Origin of the sequence: Streptomyces sp. NPDC001594 (assembly GCF_042893675.1) — a bacterium.
Lineage (GTDB): Bacteria > Actinomycetota > Actinomycetes > Streptomycetales > Streptomycetaceae > Streptomyces.
The window spans coordinates 1-19986 of the sequence record NZ_JBIAVB010000024.1 but is presented as its reverse complement, the minus strand read 5'-3'; the positions used below and the strand labels follow the sequence as shown (position 1 = coordinate 19986).

The following is a 19986-nucleotide window of genomic DNA, read 5'->3' as shown; positions in this document are numbered from 1 at the left end:
AGCGAAGTGACCCCTCATGGCCAAGCGAATCGACGTCAGCGGCCTCTCCGCCTTCTACGGCACCCACAAGGCCATCGACGACATCTCGATGACCGTGGAACCCCGCTCCGTGACGGCCTTCATCGGCCCCTCCGGCTGCGGTAAGTCCACCTTCCTGCGCACCCTGAACCGCATGCACGAGGTCACCCCCGGCGGCCGCGTCGAGGGCAAGGTGCTGCTGGACGACGAGAACCTGTACGGCTCGAACGTGGACCCGGTCGCGGTGCGCCGCACCGTCGGCATGGTCTTCCAGCGCCCGAACCCCTTCCCCACCATGTCGATCTTCGACAACGTGGCGGCGGGCCTGCGCCTGAACGGCAGCTACAAGAAGTCCGAGCTCACGGACATCGTGGAGCGTTCGCTCCAGGGCGCGAACCTCTGGAACGAGGTCAAGGACCGCCTGAACAAGCCCGGCTCCGGCCTCTCCGGCGGCCAGCAGCAGCGTCTGTGCATCGCCCGCGCCATCGCGGTCGAGCCGCAGGTCCTGCTGATGGACGAGCCCTGCTCCGCCCTCGACCCGATCTCCACCCTCGCCATCGAGGACCTGATCGGCGAGCTCAAGGAGCGCTTCACGATCGTCATCGTGACCCACAACATGCAGCAGGCGGCCCGCGTCTCGGACCGAACCGCCTTCTTCAACCTCGCCGCCGTAGGCCAGCCCGGAAAGCTGATCGAGATCGACGACACGGACCGGATCTTCTCCAACCCGTCCGTCCAGGCGACCGAGGACTACATCTCGGGCCGCTTCGGCTAAAGAGCCGGGGCCGCTCGCACGGTCGTCCTGCGGTGCTGCATGGCGGTGCCACCGCAGGATGGAAAGAAAGAGGGCCGGCTCCCCCTGGGTGGGGGGAGCCGGCCCGTTTCCGTACCGGTGCGGTCCGCGTCAGCTCACGAAGGCCAGGTCCGCGAGCCAGAAGCAGACCGCCGCGACCAGGGCCGCCGCCGGCATGGTGATGCTGCATCACCCGGGGGACGACCCCCGGACCCCCAGCAGGAGGCCGCCGGGCCCCGGCTAGCTCACGAAGGCCAGGTCCGCGAGCCAGAAGCAGACCGCGGCGACCAGGGCCGCCGCCGGCATGGTGATGAACCAGCCGAGGATGATGTTCTTCGCCACGCCCCAGCGGACCGCGTTGACCCGCTTGGTGGCGCCCACGCCCATGATCGCGGAGGTGATCACGTGAGTGGTGGAGATCGGCGCCTTGAAGAGGAAGGCGGTGGCGAACATGATCGACGCGCCGGTGGTCTCCGCCGCGAAGCCCTGCGGCGGGTCCAGCTCGATGATCTTGCGGCCGAGGGTGCGCATGATGCGCCAGCCGCCCGCGTAGGTACCCAGCGACAGCATCACCGCGCAGGCGATCTTCACCCAGACCGGGATCGGGTCGTCGGCGCCCTGCACGTCGGCGATGACCAGGGCCATCACCACGATGCCCATGGTCTTCTGGGCGTCCTGGAGGCCGTGGCCGAGGGCCATGCCGGCCGCCGAGACGGTCTGCGCGATGCGGAAGCCGCGCTTGGCCTTGTGCGGGTTGGCGCGCCGGAACATCCACAGGATGGCGACCATCACCAGGTAGCCGACGATCAGGCCGACGACCGGTGACAGGAACATCGGGATGACGACCTTCTCGACCACCCCGTCCCACAGGACGTCGATGCCGCCGGCCAGCGCCGCGCCCACCATGCCGCCGAACAGGGCGTGGGAGGAGGACGAGGGCAGCCCGAAGTACCAGGTGACCAGGTTCCAGACGATCGCGCCGACGAGGGCGGCGAAGAGGATCCACATGCCCCGGTTGCCGTGGGGCGTCTCGATCAGGCCCTTGCTGACCGTGTGGGCGACACCGCTGCCGAGGAAGGCACCGGCGAGGTTCATCACCGCGGCCATCGCGAGCGCCGCGCGCGGGGTCAGGGCCCGCGTCGAGACGGAGGTCGCGATGGCGTTCGCGGAGTCGTGGAAACCGTTCGTATACGTGAAGCCGAGCGCGACACCGATGGTCACGACCAGAGCGAAGGTGTCCACGAGGTTCAGGACTCCTTGACCGCGATGGTCTCCACCGTGTTCGCGACGTGCTCGAACGCGTCGGCGGCCTCTTCGAGCACATCGACGATCTGCTTGAGCTTCAGCACCTCGATGGCGTCGTACTTGCCGTTGAAGAGCTGGGCGAGCAGCTTGCGGTGGATCTGGTCGGCCTGGTTCTCCAGCCGGTTGACCTCGATCCAGTACTCGGTGAGGTTGTCCATGGTCCGCAGGTGCGGCATGGCCTCGGCGGTCAGCTCGGCCGCCCGCGCCAGGACCTCGATCTGCTGCTCGACGCCCTTGGGCAGCTCCTCGACGTTGTAGAGGACGACAAGGTCGACGGCCTCCTCCATGAAGTCCATGATGTCGTCGAGCGACGAGGCGAGGCTGTAGATGTCCTCGCGGTCGAACGGCGTGATGAAGGAGGAGTTCAGCTGGTGGAAGATCGCGTGGGTGGCGTCGTCCCCGGCGTGCTCGGCCGCACGCATCCGCTCCGCGATCTCGGCCCGGGCGGAGGGATCCGCTCCGAGCAGTTCCATCAGGAGCTTCGAGCCCGTGACGATGTTGTCCGCGGATGCGGCGAACATGTCGTAGAAGCTCGTCTCCCTGGGGGTCAGACGAAATCGCACGTGGGGTCCTCGGGGTGCATTGGATTCGGTCAGGCTGATGCTAGGCGTATCCCCCGGCCACGGCTAACCGGCGTCCCAGGGTGTCCTCCATCAGGCAGAGGGGGCAGAGTGGGCCCCACGGATCCCTGCCCCTGCGGCCCGGGCGAAGTAACCTATACCCATGAGGGGTATATACCCCCTCGTACCGGACCACGGGAGGACTGATGACGACCATCGAAGCGGAGGGCTCCGGGGCCGTTCCCGTCCACGGCTATCACCACCAGAAGGACGAGCACCTCAAGCGGCTGCGCCGGATCGAGGGCCAGATCCGGGGCCTCCAGCGGCTCGTCGACGAGGACGTGTACTGCATCGACATACTCACCCAGGTGTCGGCGAGCACGAAGGCCCTCCAGTCCTTCGCCCTCCAGCTCCTGGAGGAGCACCTGCGCCACTGCGTGGCGGACGCCGCCGTCAAGGGCGGCACCGAGATCGACGCGAAGGTGGAGGAGGCCACGAAGGCCATCGCCCGCCTGCTGCGCAGCTAGTTCCGGCCACCGGGGGCGGCCGCGGAGAAGACCCCCGAGGGGGGCTACGGCCCGATGCCCAGCAGCACCTCGTCGATCCGGTCCTGACTCAGCCGATCCTCGGCCGCGGCCGAGGCCGCGATGATCAGCTCCCCGCAGAGCTCGATCTCGGCGAGCGCCACGTGGTCCTGCACCGTCGTACCGCCCGCGGGAGTCACGCGTGTCACCTCTCTCTGCCGCCATCGCCCGTCCGGCACCCGGTTTCCCAGCGTAGGGACCGCCGCTCGTGCCGCGCATGACACGGATGGACCATTTCCGGATAGTGGAGCCATGGCCCGGACGTACAGCCCGGGCCGTTCCGGCCGGCTACTCGGCGATCTTCCCCGCGTAAATGTCCCCTTCTGCGGGCAATGCGACGGTCACCGGGGTGCCGAACCCGTACAGCAGCGTCGTCGAGGAGACATCGATCACGCCATTCTTGACGTAGGTGAAACGGTGGCGGACCTTCCGCAGCCGGCCCGCCTCGTCCAGGTACGCGTCGAAGGGCACGCTGTCCTTGCTGAACCCTTTCGCCGCGGCCTGCAGGGCCTCCTTGACCCCTGAGGAGGCGCCCTGCGCGGCCCGCCCGATGTCCGTCGTCCCCCGGTAGTGCCGCACCTTGGTCCCCGCCACGTCGGTCTCGCCGACGTACGTCACCTCCTGGGCGCCGCGCAGCAGCTCGGCGGCGGCCAGCGGGTCGGTGGCCCCGCCCGTGACGAGGTTCCCGTCGGGGAGGGCCGCCGTGTCGAGGCGGACCCACTTGTCGTCGGGGACTCCGGCGCCCCGGTTCTTCATGTAGAGCGCGCCGGGGACGAGCAGCTCGGTGATCGGCCGGTGCTCGGGCTGCCCCTTCACGTCGGCGGGCAGCATCACCAGCAGCTGGCCCATCCGCTTGCGGAAGTCGACCCCGCCCTCGCCCCGGATGGTCACCCGGGTCCCGCCGGTCGCCATCTCCATCGCCGTACGGGCCTGCGCGCTCCCGGTGGCGGCGAGCGCGTCGGCGGCCCCGCGGACCGCCGCCGCGGGGTCGCCCGGGGGACGGGCGTCGGCCGGGCCGCCGCCGGCCACCGTGCCGCTCGCGGCGCCGCATCCGCCCAGCGCGGCCACGGTGACGGCCACACAGACCGCGAGCACCGCCTTGCCCGCACGCCGTCGCCGCCGCCTGTGCTGGTGCACCACCATCGCCTGCCAACCCCCAACGCATGACCGCTGTTTGCCCGAGGCCCCCACCCGCTCCGGTTAACGAGGTCCGGGGTTTCCCGTAACGGTCCGGAAGTGGCCGGGGGCCGTACCGGGGCTGGGCCGCCCCCGGTACCGTGGAGAGGTGGATCCGCACACCAAGGCGACCCCGATCGCTCCGTTTACCGCTGTGCCCGAACCGCGTCACCCCGCGGAAGCCGCACAGCCACCCACCGGACACACGACGAGCACCGCCGAGCGGGGCTCCTTCTGCCTGGCCGTGTGCAGCTGCGGCTGGACCGGGCCGGCCCGCCGCTCCCGTGACCTGGCCCGCAAGGACGCCACCCGGCACACCTCGGACGGCTGACCCCTCCCGCCGACTCCCGCCGACTCCCGCCGACTCCCGCCGACTCCTCCCGACTCCCCCCGCGGCCGGGCGTGTCGCCCGTTCGGCCTTCCCGGCTGGCCGGGGGCGGCGGGACCGGTTGCGCTGGAGGCATGCCAGGAACCGCACCCCGTGTCGCGGCCCTCCTCTGGGCCCTGCTGCTCGCGCTCACCCCGGCCGCGGCGGCCTGGGCCCGTCCCGTGGGCTCGGCGGACGGCCCGGCCGACGTGGCGCTGGCCATCGGGCTCACCATCGCCGCGGCGACGGTCACCGGCCTGTGGCTGCGCTCCCGCTACCGCCGTGAGGAAGCGGAGCGCCCGGGCGGCGGCAGCGGCGAGGACGGCGACGCGTGACGCCCCGCTCCCGCCCGACGGCGGTCCGCCTGTGCTTCGGCGCGGCGGGCGTGTGCCTGGTGCTGGCGCTCCTGCTCGCGCTCTGGAACCCGTGAACGGCCCGTCCGCGCCTCAGGCGGCGAGGTCGCTCTCGCCGGGCCGCTGCGCCAGCTCCACCGGCCGGGCCACCACCCGTTCCCCGGCCCGGACGAGCAGCCCCAGGCGGGGCGTCCGGGCCAGGGCGCGTGCCAGCGGGGTCAGCCCGGCCATGGCGAGCGGGGCGAGGAGGAGGACGACGGCGGTGCCGAGCGCGAAGCCCCCGATGACGTCGGTCGGGTAGTGCACGCCCAGGTAGACGCGGCACAGCCCCTCGGCGAGCGCGAGCCCGATCCCGACCAGGCCGAGCCGGCGGTTGGCGAGGAACACCCCGATGCCGAGTGCCATCGCGAGGGTGGCGTGGTCGCTGACGAAGGTGAACCCGGCGTCCGGCCCGACGTGGACACCGCCGAGGACTTCGAGGCCCTCGTGCGCGACGAACGGCCGGGGCCGCGCCACGAACCCGCGCAGCGGCACGTTCACCATGAGCGCGAGCGCGGCGGCCAGCGGGGCCCACACCAGCGCGGCGAACGACTCGGCGGCGGCCGCCTCGTCCTGCCGGCGCGCTCCGCGCCAACACCACAGCACCAGCAGGACCATGGCCAGCGGCAGTCCGTAGGCGGCGAGGAGGCCGACGCCCCGGTCGAGCCATTCGGGGGCGCTGCGGGCGACGCTGTTGATCCGGTACAGCAGGCTGACATCCACATTCGGCCCACCGGTCGTGAGTCCAGCCATGTGACGCGGCCCCTTGCTTGCCTAGGTCCCGTGGGGACGCACGACGGTGCGCCCCTTCAAACCCCCCCGTCGATCAATCCCCGTGACCATGGAACGCCCGTACTACCGGGCATGGTTCCACTCTCCACCAGATGATCACGTCAACGTTATCCAAGAGTGACTCATCGTCGCAGCTCAGGGCCTGTGCTTCACGGAGAGCTACGAAGCCTTCGGGGCGGCCGCCGACCGCTCCGGAAGCGCCTCCGCCCCCTCCTTCGTCACCCGGGTCGCACCGAAGTAGTCCGGGGTGTCGATCTTGTCGAACCGGATGACGGCACCGGTGTACGGGGCGTTGATCATGTAGCCGCCGCCCACGTACAGCCCGACGTGCCGGATCTCCCGGGAGTTCGTCAGATCATCGGAGAAGAACACCAGATCACCGGGGAGCAGTTCGGCCCGCGAGGGATGCGACCCGGCGTTGTACTGGTCGTTGGCCACGCGCGGCAGATCGACCCCGACCGTCTCGTAGGCCGCCTTGGTCAGCCCGGAACAGTCGAACCGCCCGTTGTCGGCGGCCGTCCCGTCACCGCCCCACAGATACGGCGTCCCGAGCTGCTTCTGCGCGAAGTACACGGCCCCGGCGGCCTGCTGCGAGGGCGACACCCGCCCGACGGGGCGCTCGAAGGTCTTCGCCAGATCGGTGATCGACTTCACGTACCCCTGGGTCTCTTTGTACGGGGGCACCCCGCCGTACTTGATGACCGCGTACGCGCCCGCGTTGTAGGCGGCGAACATGTTCGACGTGGCGTCACCCGGCACCTTGGCCACGTCCTTGGCGAGTTCGCAGTCGTACGAGGCCGCCGACGGGATGGCGTCGTTGGGGTCCCAGATGTCCCGGTCCCCGTCCCCGTCCCCGTCGATGCCGTGACCCGCCCAGGTGCCCGGGATGAACTGCGCGATCCCGCGCGCGTCGGCGGGACTGACCGCCCTCGGGTCCCAGCCGCTCTCGGAGTACAGCTGGGCCGCCAGCAGCCCGGGGGTGAGCGCCGGGCACAGGGTGCCCCACTTCTGCACCAGCGCCTGGTACTTGCCCGGCACCGCGCCCTGCACCAGCCCGAGCGGCCGCCCGGAGGCGGAGCCCGCGATCCCCGCCGCGGCCGAGTACGTGCCCACGACGAGGAGCCCGACGAAGCCCAGACAGACCCCCGCCCCGATTCCGCCTGCCATCCAGAATCTGCGCATCCGTCAACACTCCCCCATCCCCGTCACTTCCACGTGTGAATCGCCCGTGTCGCCGGTCGTACTAACCCACTCGGAAGCCCGAGCAGTTGATGCTGGTGTACTTCGTGGGGTCATCCTCGACGTGGTAGAAGACCAGCGTCCAGTCCCCCGGGTCGTTGGCCAGGGGCACGGCGGGGTACGTCCTGCCCCCTTGCACGTGCTCCGCGAAATCGTCCGGGTAGGTGAGGGTGAGGAACTTCCCGGTGTCCCACTTGCCGTAGATGTCGACCGGCTTGCTGGTGAAGCCGACCCGCTTGTTGTCCACCTTGAAGGGCATGCCCGTCTCCGCGTCCGTGTCGTGCGGCGACCTGACCGCTACCGACACGTAGTACGGATCGGGCCGGGTCGCGCTCATCTCCGCGTACTTGATGCGCATCTCGACCTTCACGGAGTTCCCCGACACCGTGGCGGTGGTCTGCATGTCCGCGCCGGGCGGCTTCTGCTCGGCGGGCAGGTTGCACTGCCCCTGCCCGTGGGAGGCCAGGAGGGGGTCGGCCGAGGGCTTCCAGAAGTAGTGCGAGATCCGGTTGTCCTCGATGTACGGGGCCGGGCGCCGGGAGCCGCCCCCGGAGCCGGCGGACGGGGGCGTGCCGCCGGCGGCGGGCTCGGCCGGGGGCCGCGCGGACCCCGCCGGGGCCCGGCCGTCAGCCGCCGGGCTCCCCGAGGACGGACCGCCCGCGCCACGCGCCTGCCCGCCCCGCCCGCCGCCGTCGAACGGGAGCAGCTGCCAGGCCGCCAGCGCCAGTCCCGCGGCCACCGCCGTACCCGCGACCGCCCACGCCGCACGGCGCCCCGCCCGACGGCCCGGCTGCGCGGACGCGTGCCCCGCCTGCGTCGGCACGTACGGGTACCCCGGCCCCTGCGTCCGCATCTCGTGCAGCGGGACGGGCTCCCCCAGCGCCGGCAACGCCGTGTACACCGGGTCGTCCAGCAGCGCGTCCCGCACCCCGCAGCGCCGGATCACCTCCGCCGGATCCGGGCGGGCCGCCGGGTCCTTCGCCACGCAGGCCTCGATCAGCGCCGCCAGCTCCGGCTCCACCCCGGCCACGTCGACCGGCTCGTGCACCGCCCGGTACCCCACGGTCGCCGCCGCGCCGCCGCCGAAGGGCGGCCGCCCGGTCGCCGCGTACGCCAGCGTCGCACCGAGCGCGAACACGTCCGCCGCAGGTCCCGCCCCGCCGCCCAGCAGCACCTCCGGGGCCGTGTAGCCCGGCGTACCGGGCGCCTGCCCGTCCTGGGTCAGGGCCGTCGCACCGACCGCGCTCGCGATCCCGAAGTCGATCAGCTGGGGACCCTGCGCACCGAGGATGACGTTCTGCGGCTTCAGGTCCCGGTGCGTGACGCCGTACGCGTGCACGCTCGCCAGCCCCTCGGCCAGCGCCGCGCCCAGCCTGCGGCAGGTCTGCGCGGGCAGCGCCCCCCGTGCCCCCACCGCGTTGCCCAGCGTGGGGCCCGCGACGTACTCGGTGGCCAGCCAGAACGGCGCCGACTCCAGCGAGGCGTCGATCAGGTTCGCCGTGTACGCCGACCGCACCGCCGCCACCGTGCGCGCCTCACGCCGGAAGCGGGCCAGCGCCTCGGGATGCCCGACGATCTCCTCGCGCACCACCTTGACGGCCACCAGCCGCCCTCCGGGCGACCGCCCGAGGTACACCTGCCCCATCCCGCCGGCCCCGAGACGGGCCAGCAGCGCATGCGCTCCGATGCGGGCGGGATCGCTCTCCCAGAGTGGCTCCATCCCGCGAGCCTGCCACACCGACTGACCAGCCCGGCAAGGGGGTTGACGCCCACGCGGCACCGCCGCCGAGCCGGCCGGCACCCCCGCACCGGCCGCCGCACCGGCCGCCGCACCGACACTCGTACCGGCACCCCGTACCGGCCCGTACCCCTGCCAGATCCCACCCCGGCACCGGGCCACCATCACCGGCCTCACCCCGGCGCTGTCACCTCGGCGCCACGAACAGGCTCTGCGCCCCCCGCCCGATCGGCCCCTTCTCGTCGTGCAGCCGCGCGTCCGCCAGCCCGATCCCGCCCGCGTCCACGCTCGTGCGCGCCTCGACGCACACCCACTCCCCCACCGGGTGCCGGTGCAGATGGACCGTCAGGTCCCCGTTGACGAAGACGAACCGCCCGAAGTCCATCACCGCCCCGATCCCGTTCCCCGAATCGGCGGCGACCAGCACCCGGTCCAGCGGCCGCACCGCCTCCCCCGCGACCAGCGGCACCCGCATCCGCATCCAGCAGGTCCCCGGCCCCGGCTCGGTGAAGGCCCCCTCCGTGAACCGGGCCTCCACCGACGTGTGGTACCCCGTCTCCCACGGCACGGGCAGGAACGGCGCCACCGCCGCCTCCCCGGGCGGCGGCACCTGCGCCCCCTGGGCCACCGCCGGCACCGGCTCCCCCGCCACCCTGATCCGCAGCGCCCGCGCCAGCATCACCGGCCCGTCCGCCCCGGCCGGGGTCAGCGCCGCCTCGACCAGCTCCGTGCCCCGCCCCGCCCGCAGCACCGAGGTGGTCACGGCCAGCTCCCCGATCGGCACCGGCCGAAGGATCTCGTACGTGATCCGCGCGACCCTCATGTCCCCGCGCGCCCCCGCCCGCTCCTCCACGGCCCGCCCCAGCAGCGCGGCCGGCGGCCCCGCGTGCTGCGAGCCCGGGTCCCACGGCCCGCGCGTCGCCACGGTGGCCCGGAAGCGGCCCTCACCGATCCGTTCGTAGAACCCGTCCTCAGCTCCCATGCCGCCGCACGCTACCCACAGGTAACCCCCCACACCAGCCCCGCGCCCCCCTCAGCGCGCCAGGCCCAGCCCCACCCCCAGCCCCACCAGCACCGACCCGATGGCCCGGTTCAGCGCCTTCTGCGCCCTGAGCATCCGCTCACGCAGCGCCGAGTGCGAGAAGAACAGCGCCACCGCCCCGAACCACACCAGGTGCGCCCCCGACATGAACAGCCCGTACCCGGCCTGCCGCCAGGCCGCCGTGTCCGGACCCACCACCTGCGTGAACGTGGACACGACGAACAACGTCGTCTTCGGATTCAGCACGTTCGTCAGGAACCCCGACCTCAGCGCCCCCAGCCGCGTCAGCTCCGGCTTCGACTCCAGGTCCACGGTCAGCTCGGACCGCGCCCGGAAGGTACGGATCCCGATCCACACCAGGTAGGCCGCCCCCGCCAGTTTGATCGCCGTGAACAGGGCCGTCGACGAGGCGATCAGCAGCCCCACCCCGAGCATGGTGTACGAGACGTGCACCAGCACCCCGGCCGCGACCCCCGCCGCCGCGAACAGCCCGGTGGACCTCCCGTACAAGTAGCTGTTCCGCACGACCATCGCGAAGTCCGCCCCCGGACTCACGACGGCGAGCAACGTAATGACGGCAACCGCGATCACTTCAGTCATGCACGGATGCTCACCGCCCCCCGGCAGCGGATCAAGACCTCCTCAAGCGACAATGGACCGGTGTCCAGCTCTCCCCGCCCCGCCCTCCCCCTCCTGCAGGCCGACTGCGCGAACTGCTTCGCGCTCTGCTGCGTCGCCCTGCCCTTCGCCAAGTCGGCCGACTTCGCCGTGAACAAGGCCGCCGGCACCCCCTGCAAGAACCTCCGCCAGGACTTCCGCTGCGGCATCCACACCGGCCTGCGCGACCAGGGCTTCCAGGGCTGCACCGTCTTCGACTGCTTCGGCGCGGGCCAGCAGATCTCCCAGGTCACCTTCGAAGGCCGCGACTGGCGCACCCACCCCGACACCCGGCAGGCGATGTTCGACGCCTTCCCGGTCATGCGCCAGCTCCACGAACTCCTCTTCTACGTGTCCGCCGCCCTCGACATCCCGGCGGCCGCCGCGCTCCACCCCGCCCTGCGCACGCTCCTCACCAGGACCGAAGCCCTCACCCGGGCCGACGCGGACACCCTCGCCGCCCTCGACGTCCCCGCCCTCCGCCAGGAGATCAACACCCTCCTCCTCAAGGCCAGCGAGCTCGCCCGCGCCAAGGCCCCGGGCCGCAAGAAGAACCACCGCGGCGCCGACCTCATGGGCGCCCGCCTCGCCGGAGCCGACCTGCGCGGCGCCAACCTGCGCGGCGCCTACCTGATCGCCGCCGACCTCGGCCGCGCCGACCTCCGGGGCGCCGACCTGATCGGCACGGACCTGCGCGACACCAACCTCCGCGGCGCGGACCTCCGCGACACCCTCTTCCTCACCCAGCCCCAGCTGAACGCCGCCCAGGGCGACGCCGCGACCCGCATCCCCGGCCACCTCACCCGCCCCGCCCACTGGAGCTGACCCCCGCCCGGCAGACCCCCCGGCGCCCGCCCCACCCCCGTGCGCCCCGCACGCACCCGCACGCCCGCCGAGCGCCACGACCGCGCCACACCCACGGCGCGCCACCCCCCGAGCCGCCAGTCATTGCCCGAGGTCACCCCCCGTGATACACAGAGTGACCAGGTCAGGCCATGCGTACGACCGCACACCCGCGCACACACGGCCCGACACCCGGGACATCGGGTAAAGAGACCGGCCAAGTCGACGACGGCCGACGTTTCATCAGCGAAGATAGTGAGTGACCCCTGCCATCGGGCACGGGCTACCGGAACTACCCATAACGGGGCGGTGAGTTACATGATCCTGGCAGCCGAAAAGGGCGACATCACCACCATCATCGGCGGAATCGCCCCGAACTGGGGGCCGTTCGGCAGTCTCGGCAACGAAGCGAAGGTCATGATCGAGGTCATCATGGCCGTGGCGATCCTCCTCTGCCTCGGCATCGCCATCTGGGGCGCCGCCAAGCAGCGCATCGGCGCCACCGCACTGCGCGACACCTTCAGCGCGGAGCAGGGCAAGGGCCTGATCGTGGCCGGGCTCACCGGAGTCTTCATCATCGGCTCCCTCGGCACCCTCTTCACGATCGTCTACGGAATGGCCGTCTAGCAGCACCACCGCGGCCGGCCGCACCCTGATGAGGAATCACCACACCGCGCCTGCGCGGAAACGAGCGCTACCGTCGTACGACGCGGAGGGGGCGGACGACAGGCAATGAGCAACGACGACCAGTACGGCGGGGGCGCCGTCGGCGGAACGGGCCAGACCCGCACCCGCCTCCCGGACTCCCCCTCCGACCCCTACGGCACCCCCCGCCGCACCCCCCGCGCCTCGCGCGGCCTGATCACGGTGGTCGGTGTCGTGGTCCTGCTCATCGCCGCCATCGCCTTCGCGAACCGCTCCCAGCCCCCCGCCGCCCCCCCCACCTCGAACAAACCCCCCACCACCAACGCCACCACCCCCACGGGCACGGCCCCGGTCACCACCAAGTCCGCCGGCATCCCCAAGGGCTTCGCCCACGACGAACAAGGCGCCCAATCCGCCGCCGCGAACTACGCGGTGGCCCTCAACTCCGACGGCATGCTCAAGAAGGACGTCCGCCACACCCTCATGGACGCCGTCTACACCCCGGAGGCGGCGGCCCAGCGCAAGGGGCAGCAGGACACCGCCTACTCCCCCGCCTTCTTCGCCGCCCTCGGCCTCGACGCGAACGGCAACGCCCCCCAGGGCAACACCTTCGTCACCCGCGCCGTCCCCGTCGGCACCCGCGTCGAGAACTTCGGCCCAGCCAACGCCAAGGTCTCCGTCTGGTACATGGCCCTGGTCGGCATGACCGGCGCCAAGTCCACCACCCCGGTGAGCACCACGTGGAAGACCTGGACCTTCGAACTGACCTGGGCGGGGGACGACTGGAAGGTCGCCTCCGACACCCAGCAGGACGGCCCCGCCCCGGTCCCCGGCGACGTACCCGCCTCCACGTCCGACGACATCAGCAAGGCCGTCCAGGAGTTCGGAGGGTTCACCTATGCCCGGTAGCCGCCCCGGCACGCCCAGCCGCGCCGGCAGCACCCTCCGTGCCGCCGCCCCCCGCGCCCCCTTCCGCGTCGCCGCGACCCTGACCGCCCTTCAGACGGCGCTCGTGCTGCTGTCCGCACGCGCCTTCGCCGCCCCCAGCCCCAACCCGACCCCCTCCGGGTCCCCGTCGGCATCCCCCTCCGGCACCCCCACACCGTCCAAGTGCGAAGGCGTCATCGGCACCCTCAAGGAGGCCTGCGAACGCCAGGCCGGCGGCGCCAGCCCCGGCACCGGCTCCAGCACCGGACTCTCGCCGAACAGCCCCACCGACGCCCTCAACCCCCTCGCCTCCCTCGCCCGCGGCTGCGCCGACGCCGCCGCCTGGATCGTCGGGAAGCTCAGCGAAGCCGTCAAGGGCACCGCCAACGTCGACTTCACCAACCCCGCCTTCCTCCAGCAGTACGCGGTCGTCTTCGCCGCCAGCACCGTCCTCACCCTCGTCCTCTGGCTCCTGGCCGTAGCCAAGCGCGCCATCCGCGGCGTCCCCCTCTCCACCGCCCTCTCCGAAGCCATCGGCTTCCTCTGGCTCACCGTCCTCGCCTCCGCCTTCACCCCCCTGATCCTCTACACCGTCGTCTCCGCCACCGACGGCGTCACCGACGTCATCGCCTCCGCCACCGGCAGCCAGAGCGACGTCTTCTTCGGCTCCTTCACCGACGCCCTCAAGAAGGGCGACGACATCGGCGGCGGCCCGATCATGCTGATCGTCGTCGCCCTCGTCACCGTCCTCGCCGCCGGCGTCCTCTGGCTGGAGCTCGTCATCCGCGCCGCCCTCCTCTACGTCGGCGCCCTCCTCGGCACCGTCGTCTACGCCGGACTCGTCGACCGCAACATGTGGGGCCACGTCCGCCGCTGGGCCGGCATCATGATCGCCGTCATCCTCGTGAAGCCGGTCATCGTCATCGTCCTCGGCCTCGCCGGCGCCCTCGCGGGCAACAAGGGCCCCAACGCCTTCTCCGCCGTCGTCTCCGGCCTCGCCATCATCCTCCTGGCGATCTTCGCCTCCGCCATGATCTACCGCTTCGTCCCCGGCTTCGGCGACGAGATCGCCTCCGCCCGCAGCAACCGCAAGCAGGCCACCGACGGCGCCCAGGCAGCCGCCGTCATCAGCTCCCCGGCCTCCCTCGTCTCCCAGGGCATCAAAACCCACAGCAGCCGCGGCGGCGCCCACCGCGCCGGCGGCGGCAGCGGCTCCACCGGCGGCGACGCCAACCAGATCTCCGGAGGCATGGCCGCCCACAGCAGCCGCGGCTCCGGCAGCGGAGGAGGCGGCGGGAGCGTCCCGCCCGCCGCACCCCCGCCCCGCACTGGCTCGAGTACGAGGAACACAGGAGGTGACGGGCGTTGACGACCCAGTCCCACCAGCTCCACCCGGTCGTGCCCCGCCGCACGTATCTCATCGGCCGGGCCCGGCCGAACGCGATCGTCGGCAAGAACCGCGAAACCGGCGAGATCGCCCTGATCATCGTCGGCGCGTTCCTCGGCATGATGAGCGGACTGCTCGTCCCCGACCTCACCCTGCGCATCGTCAGCCTCGCCGGCTTCCCGCTGCTCGCCCTCGCCGCCGTCTACGTCCCCTACAAGGGCCGCACCTACTACCGGTGGTTCGAGATCAACCGCAGCTACAAACGCACCCTGCGCCGCGGCACCACCTACCGCTCCTCCGCCATGGAGGCCGGCACCCGCGCCGCCGACGGCCGCGAGGTCGAGGTCGGCCCGCCCCCCGGCATCGGCCGCATCAACTGGCTCGCCGCCCCCTTCGGCCCCGACGAGATCGCCGTCCTCCTCCACGCCGACCGCCGCACCGTCACCGCCGCCATCGAGATCGAAGGCCCCGGCGTCGGCCTGCGCGACAGCGAGGACCAGGAAGCCCTCGTCGACCGCTTCGGCACCCTCCTCAAGCACGTCGCCAACGGCGACGGCTTCGTCACCCGCCTCCAGATGCTCGCCCGCACCCTCCCCGCCGACCCCGACGCCCACGCCAAGGACGTCGCCCAGCGCGGGGACGCCACCGCCGCCCCCTGGCTGCGCGACTCCTACGACCAGCTCCAGTCGATGGTCTCCACCTCCTCGGAGCAGCACCGCGCCTACCTCGTCGCCTGCATGCACTACACCCGCGAGCTCGCCGCCGAGGCCACCACCATCGCCCGCGCCGGCAGCACCAAGGGCCGCAAGCTCGACCGCGACGCCGGACTCGCCATCGTCATGGCCCGCGAGCTCACCGACATCTGCGCCCGCCTCGCCGAAGCCGACATCCGCGTCCGCCAGCCGCTGGGCCAGGGACGCCTGTCCTCCCTCGTGCACTCCATGTACGATCCGGACCACCCGATCGACCACATCCAGGCCATGACCAAGCGCAACGCCTGGCCCGCCGAGCTCGACGCCGTGGAGCCCACCTACCTCCAGGCCAAGACCCGCGAATCCTCCACCCGCGCCCCCTGGTGCCACGCCACCGCATGGATCAAGGAATGGCCGATGACCCCCGTCGGCGTGAACTTCCTGGCCCCCCTCCTCGTCCACACCCCGGACGTCATCCGCACCGTCGCCGTCACCATGGACCTCGAACCCACCGAGATCGCCATCGAGCGCATGCTGACGGAGAAGACCAACGACGAGGCCGACGCCTCCCGCGCCGCCAAGATGAACCGCACCGTCGACCCCCGCGACATCGCCGCACACGGCCGGCTCGACCAGAGGGGTGAAGATCTCGCCAGCGGCGCTGCCGGGGTCAACCTCGTCGGGTACATCACGGTGTCCTCGCGTTCCCCCGAAGCCCTCGCCCGCGACAAGCGCACCATCCGCGCCTCCGCCGGCAAGTCCTACCTGAAACTCGAGTGGTGCGACCGCGAGCACCACCGCGCCTTCGTCAACACCTTGCCGTTCGCGACCGGCATCCGACGCTAGCCGGAAGGGAAAAGCCGCCATGCGAGATCCCATGTCCGCGCTGACGGACGCCTTCACCAGCTTCCTCTTCGGCAAGGTCGAGACCACCCGCCTGCCCGTGCGCACCTCCACCGGCCAGGCCCAGGCCGTCTACCTGCCCACCGCCGCCCCCGGCCTCGGCGACTCCGGTGTGATCATCGGCCGCGAGGTCTACAGCGGCAAGGGCTACATCTACGACCCCTTCCAGCTCTACGGCCAGCAGCTCCCGGCCCCCCACTGGCTCGTCCTCGGCGAATCCGGCAACGGCAAATCAGCCCTCGAAAAAACGTACGTCCTGCGCCAGCTCCGCTTCCGCGACCGCCAGGTCGTCGTCCTCGACGCCCAGGGCGAAGACGGCGTCGGCGAATGGAACCTCATCGCGGAAGCCCTGGGGATAACCCCCATCCGCCTGGACCCCATCGCCGCCAACGACGACGGGATCCGCCTCAACCCCCTCGACCCGGCGATCACCACGACCGGCCAGCTCGCGCTGCTCCGCACCATCATCGAAGTGGCGATGGGCCACGGCCTGGACGAACGCTCCGGCTTCGCCCTCAAGGTCGCGCACGCCTACGTCGTCGACACCATCCAGGACCGCCAGCCCGTCCTCACCGACATCGTCGAGCAGCTGCGCCACCCCGAACCCGAGTCCGCCCTCGCGATGAACGTCGACATAGACGACGTCCGGGCCTGGGGCCTCGACGTCGCGCTCGTCCTCGACCGCCTCGTGGACGGCGACCTGCGCGGCATGTTCGACGGCCCCACCACGGTCGGCATCGACCTCGACGCCCCCCTGATCGTCTTCGACCTCTCCCACATCGACCGCAACTCCATCGCCATGCCCATCCTCATGGCGATCGTCGGCGTGTGGCTGGAACACACCTGGATCCGCCCCGACCGGAAAAAACGGATCTTCCTGGTCGAAGAGGCCTGGCACATCATCAACAGCCCCTTCGTGGCCCAGCTGTTCCAGCGCCTGCTGAAGTTCGGCCGCCGCCTCGGCCTGTCCTTCGTCGCCGTCGTCCACCACCTCTCCGACGTCGTCGACGGAGCCGCCGCACGCGAGGCCGCGGCCATCCTCAAGATGGCCTCCACCCGCACCATCTACGCCCAGAAGGCCGACGAGGCCCGCGCCACGGGCCGCGTCCTCGGCCTGCCGCGCTGGGCCGTCGAAATCATCCCGACCCTCACCCCCGGCATCGCCGTCTGGGACGTCAACGGCAACGTCCAGGTCGTCAAACACCTGATCACCGAGACCGAACGCCCCCTCGTCTACACCGACCGCGCGATGACGGAGTCCTCCACGCCCCAGCAGCTCCCCGAAGACCTGCTGGCCGCGGAACTCGAAGCGGAGGAACGCGCCCTGTACATCGAACGCCAGCGGGGCACCGGCCCCGGATCCGCGACCACGGTGGCCTGACCGCCATGCACGACGCCAGAGGTACGGAGCCCCGCCCGCGCGGCGGCGGCATCCCCGACGGAGCACTGGTCGGCCTCCTGGCCTTCCTCCTCGGCCTCGCCGTCCTGGTCTGGTCGGCCACCGGCCTGGCGGCCCTCTTCGCCAAGGGCGCCTGGCCGGCCACGGTCACCTTCACCCGCACCCCGGGCGCCGTCCGCGCCCTGATAACGCAACCGCACGACATCCCGGCCGCCTGGCCCGACACCGACCCGGCGGCCCTCTCCGGCTGGGGCCTGTTCTGGGGCCTGTTCATCAGCCAGCTCCTGCTCCTCCTGGTCCTCACGATCTTCACCCTGGGCGTGATCACCCGAACGAAGGCCCGCCGCATCCGGGCCAGGCAGCAGAAGCAGAAGCAGAAGCAGACCCAGGACCCGGACCCGGACTCCGCACCGGTCCCGGCCGACCGTTCGGGCACCACCGCGCCCCCCGGCCGGCCCCGCGACCGGGGCCCGTCCCAGGACCGCGGCCCGGCCCGGGGCCAAGGGCACGAGAACGCCTCCCCCCCAGCCCGGAACCGGGGGCCGATCCCGAGCCAGGACCCGGCCCCGGCCCTCGCCGCCGGCACGGGCCGGCCGCACCGGCCCCCGTCCCCCGACGCAGACACGGCCTCCCCCTCCGACGCGGATCGGATCCCGGCCGGGAGCACCCCACCGTCCCGGGACGCCCTGACCCCGGCCGGCCGCCACCTGCCCGGGCCGGACCGGGCGCCCGCCCCGGCCCACCCCCACCAGGCGGAGCCGCCCGCGCACGCCCCGGTCTCCGCACCGGCCCCCGCACGCACCCCGGCCCGCGGCACCAAGCCCCCGGCCCAGGAGGCCTACCGCTACGGCTTCGGCTACGCCCCGGCCGCCCGACCCACCACCCCGCGGGCCCACCGCGTCGCCTACGCACCCCCGGCCGAACGGCTCCGCCTCGCCGCCCAGGCCGTATCCGCCGCCGAAGGCGCCGTCCTGGTGGTCACGTCCTCCCCCGCCCTGTGGCAGGACACCAAGGACGCCCGCGCCAAGCTCGGCCCGGTCCTCCTCTACGACCCCTCACACCTGTGCGACACCCCGGACCGCATGCACTGGAACCCCGCCGACGGCTGCGCCGACCGCGACACCGCCGCCGCCCGGGCGAACGCCCTGCTGGCCGCCGTACGCCCCCAGGCCCGCCTCGACGCGGCCGTCGCCGACACCGCCGAAACCCTCGTCCGCAGCTGGCTCCAGGCGGCCGCCATCGACGGCCTCCCGTTCAAGCAACTGGCCCGCTGGGCCCAGGGCAACGGCTCCCAGGAACCGGTCCGCGTCCTGCGCACCCACCCCCAGGCCGCCCCGGGCGCCGCCGGCGAACTCGAGAGCGCCCTCATCGCCCACCCCGAACGCCGGGAGCAGGCCCAGTACCTGACGGCCCGCGCCCTGTCCTGCCTGACCTCGGTCCACATCCGCGAGGCCTGCAACCCGAATCGAACGGACGCCCTCACGCTCGCATCGTTCGCGGCCGAAGGGGGCACCCTCTACGTAGTGGGTGAGCCCCTGGAGGACCCGCGCACCCAGCCGGGTGCGATGCCCCTGCTCACCGCACTCGCCTCGCACGTGGTCGAGCACGGCCGCCGCATGGCCGCACGGTCATCCGACGGTCGGCTCGACCCACCAATGACGCTGGTCCTGGAGGACGTGGCGGCCGTCGCCCCCGTCCCCCAGCTCCCCGACCTCCTCACGGAGGAGAGGCTCCCGCTCCTGGCCCTGTGCCGCAGCCGCGAACAGGCCCGCGCCCGCTGGCCGGAGTGGCCCGTCGCCTAGGAAGCCCGCCCGGGCCGCAGGAAGACGTACTCGTGCTCCTTCGCGGACGGCTCGTCCGGCTTGGGGATCACCAGCCCGCTCGGCCGGAACCCGAACCGTCGGTAGAACCCGGCGGCCCGCTCGTTCTTCTCGTGCACGAACAGCCGCGCACGCCCCAGCACCGGCTCCTCCCGCGTCCACACCCACTCCAGCGCCGCCTCGAACAGGGCATCGGTGAGCCCACTGCCCCGCTGCCCGGGCCGCACGAACACACCGACGACGTGTGCCTGCTCGGTGTCGACCACCTGCTGGAGGAAGTCGGTGCTCCCCCGGTCCTCGATGAACACGCTCACGGACCCGTTCCACTGCCCGTCGGGGGCCTCGGCGATGATCTGCGCGACGTGCACGCCCTCGGCCGCGCCGGCCGCGCGCTCCTGCCAGAATTCGTCGGACTTGGCGGCCGCCTGCTCATAGGTATCGAGAAAGGCCAGCGACGCGTCCGGGTCCCGGAGCGCGTCCAGCCGCAGCTCCCTGACCTTCTCCCACTCGTCGGCCCGCACGGCCCTGATCACATGCTGCGTGTTCTGTTCCATACCCACGCATCCAATCGGTCCGAACTTCGCAGGTCAACGAAATATCGGCATCCGTACTTGCCCGTAAACGCAGAAAAGCCCCGCACCATGACTGGTGCGGGGCTTTCCCACAATGATTGTTCGGCGGCGTCCTACTCTCCCACAGGGTCCCCC

21 protein-coding genes are annotated in these 19986 nt (G+C 72.1%); 11 read left to right on the top strand and 10 right to left on the bottom strand.

Annotated features, from left to right (window positions below):
* Positions 1 to 16 precede the first annotated feature (16 nt).
* Positions 17 to 793 carry a phosphate ABC transporter ATP-binding protein PstB gene (pstB, locus tag ACFY0O_RS34475; protein WP_358899099.1) on the top strand — a complete coding sequence of 259 codons (777 nt, stop codon included), beginning with the start codon at positions 17 to 19 and terminating at the stop codon, positions 791 to 793.
* 258 nt (positions 794 to 1051) lie between these two features.
* On the opposite strand, the gene ACFY0O_RS34470 is transcribed toward pstB, so the two are convergent.
* Both ACFY0O_RS34470 and ACFY0O_RS34465 read right to left on the bottom strand, forming a co-directional pair.
* Entirely contained in the window at positions 1052 to 2053 is a 1002-nt protein-coding gene (locus ACFY0O_RS34470; protein WP_358899097.1) for an inorganic phosphate transporter, read from the bottom strand.
* A 5-nt stretch (positions 2054 to 2058) separates the two neighbouring features.
* Positions 2059 to 2679, bottom strand: coding sequence for a DUF47 domain-containing protein (locus ACFY0O_RS34465; RefSeq protein ID WP_042818429.1), 621 nt, complete (start codon positions 2677 to 2679; stop codon positions 2059 to 2061).
* A 203-nt stretch (positions 2680 to 2882) separates the two neighbouring features.
* Between ACFY0O_RS34465 and ACFY0O_RS34460 the strand changes: the two genes are divergently transcribed.
* On the top strand, positions 2883 to 3203 hold the full coding sequence (locus tag ACFY0O_RS34460) for a metal-sensitive transcriptional regulator (RefSeq protein WP_042818427.1): 321 nt from the start codon (positions 2883 to 2885) through the stop codon (positions 3201 to 3203).
* A 44-nt stretch (positions 3204 to 3247) separates the two neighbouring features.
* Here ACFY0O_RS34460 and ACFY0O_RS34455 read toward each other — a convergent pair whose 3' ends face one another.
* Positions 3248 to 3400: a hypothetical protein gene (locus tag ACFY0O_RS34455; RefSeq protein WP_388954438.1), complete on the bottom strand. Its 153-nt coding sequence runs from the start codon at positions 3398 to 3400 to the stop codon at positions 3248 to 3250.
* A 148-nt stretch (positions 3401 to 3548) separates the two neighbouring features.
* Positions 3549 to 4403 (bottom strand): hypothetical protein, encoded by an 855-nt coding sequence (locus tag ACFY0O_RS34450; protein WP_388954268.1) that lies wholly within the window; start codon positions 4401 to 4403, stop codon positions 3549 to 3551.
* A 187-nt stretch (positions 4404 to 4590) separates the two neighbouring features.
* On the opposite strand from ACFY0O_RS34450, the gene ACFY0O_RS34445 reads away from it, so the two are divergent.
* Both ACFY0O_RS34445 and ACFY0O_RS34440 read left to right on the top strand, forming a co-directional pair.
* Positions 4591 to 4767: a hypothetical protein gene (locus ACFY0O_RS34445; RefSeq protein ID WP_388954265.1), complete on the top strand. Its 177-nt coding sequence runs from the start codon at positions 4591 to 4593 to the stop codon at positions 4765 to 4767.
* A gap of 131 nt (positions 4768 to 4898) precedes the next feature.
* Positions 4899 to 5138, top strand: coding sequence for a hypothetical protein (locus tag ACFY0O_RS34440; protein ID WP_388954262.1), 240 nt, complete (start codon positions 4899 to 4901; stop codon positions 5136 to 5138).
* Positions 5139 to 5249: 111 nt separating this feature from the next.
* On the opposite strand, the gene ACFY0O_RS34435 is transcribed toward ACFY0O_RS34440, so the two are convergent.
* From ACFY0O_RS34435 to ACFY0O_RS34415, 5 genes are all read right to left on the bottom strand, one after another.
* On the bottom strand, positions 5250 to 5948 hold the full coding sequence (locus ACFY0O_RS34435; protein WP_388954260.1) for a phosphatase PAP2 family protein: 699 nt from the start codon (positions 5946 to 5948) through the stop codon (positions 5250 to 5252).
* Positions 5949 to 6146: 198 nt separating this feature from the next.
* A complete protein-coding gene (locus ACFY0O_RS34430; protein WP_388954258.1) occupies positions 6147 to 7169 on the bottom strand; it encodes an NlpC/P60 family protein in 1023 nt (340 codons plus the stop codon).
* A gap of 61 nt (positions 7170 to 7230) precedes the next feature.
* Positions 7231 to 8946: a protein kinase gene (locus ACFY0O_RS34425; protein WP_388954255.1), complete on the bottom strand. Its 1716-nt coding sequence runs from the start codon at positions 8944 to 8946 to the stop codon at positions 7231 to 7233.
* A 205-nt stretch (positions 8947 to 9151) separates the two neighbouring features.
* A complete protein-coding gene (locus ACFY0O_RS34420) occupies positions 9152 to 9946 on the bottom strand; it encodes a thioesterase family protein (RefSeq protein ID WP_388954252.1) in 795 nt (264 codons plus the stop codon).
* Between the two features lie 51 nt (positions 9947 to 9997).
* A complete protein-coding gene (locus ACFY0O_RS34415) occupies positions 9998 to 10606 on the bottom strand; it encodes a LysE family transporter (RefSeq protein WP_388954249.1) in 609 nt (202 codons plus the stop codon).
* 6 nt (positions 10607 to 10612) lie between these two features.
* Here ACFY0O_RS34415 and ACFY0O_RS34410 point away from each other — a divergent pair, with 6 nt between their 5' ends.
* The 7 genes from ACFY0O_RS34410 to ACFY0O_RS34380 all read left to right on the top strand — a co-directional run bounded on the left by ACFY0O_RS34410 (position 10613) and on the right by ACFY0O_RS34380 (position 19261).
* The gene (locus ACFY0O_RS34410) at positions 10613 to 11488 is read left to right on the top strand and encodes a pentapeptide repeat-containing protein (RefSeq protein WP_388954246.1); all 876 of its coding nucleotides are present in this window, start codon (positions 10613 to 10615) and stop codon (positions 11486 to 11488) included.
* Positions 11489 to 11824: 336 nt separating this feature from the next.
* Entirely contained in the window at positions 11825 to 12133 is a 309-nt protein-coding gene (locus ACFY0O_RS34405; RefSeq protein WP_042818271.1) for a hypothetical protein, read from the top strand.
* A gap of 105 nt (positions 12134 to 12238) precedes the next feature.
* Positions 12239 to 13060: a hypothetical protein gene (locus tag ACFY0O_RS34400; protein ID WP_388954243.1), complete on the top strand. Its 822-nt coding sequence runs from the start codon at positions 12239 to 12241 to the stop codon at positions 13058 to 13060.
* Positions 13050 to 14447: a hypothetical protein gene (locus tag ACFY0O_RS34395; RefSeq protein ID WP_388954240.1), complete on the top strand. Its 1398-nt coding sequence runs from the start codon at positions 13050 to 13052 to the stop codon at positions 14445 to 14447. The genes ACFY0O_RS34400 and ACFY0O_RS34395 overlap by 11 nt, the downstream gene beginning before the upstream one ends.
* Complete coding sequence (locus ACFY0O_RS34390; RefSeq protein WP_388954237.1) at positions 14444 to 16003, top strand: SCO6880 family protein; 1560 nt, start codon at positions 14444 to 14446, stop codon at positions 16001 to 16003. Before ACFY0O_RS34395 ends, ACFY0O_RS34390 begins: the two co-directional genes overlap by 4 nt.
* A gap of 19 nt (positions 16004 to 16022) precedes the next feature.
* The gene (locus ACFY0O_RS34385; RefSeq protein ID WP_358899072.1) at positions 16023 to 17441 is read left to right on the top strand and encodes an ATP-binding protein; all 1419 of its coding nucleotides are present in this window, start codon (positions 16023 to 16025) and stop codon (positions 17439 to 17441) included.
* A gap of 5 nt (positions 17442 to 17446) precedes the next feature.
* A complete protein-coding gene (locus tag ACFY0O_RS34380) occupies positions 17447 to 19261 on the top strand; it encodes a type VI secretion protein (RefSeq protein WP_388954234.1) in 1815 nt (604 codons plus the stop codon).
* On the opposite strand, the gene ACFY0O_RS34375 is transcribed toward ACFY0O_RS34380, so the two are convergent.
* Positions 19258 to 19833, bottom strand: a complete 576-nt coding sequence (locus ACFY0O_RS34375; RefSeq protein ID WP_388954231.1) for a GNAT family N-acetyltransferase — start codon at positions 19831 to 19833, stop codon at positions 19258 to 19260. The two genes, ACFY0O_RS34380 and ACFY0O_RS34375, sit on opposite strands and share 4 nt — an antisense overlap.
* Between the last annotated feature and the right edge of the window lie 153 nt (positions 19834 to 19986).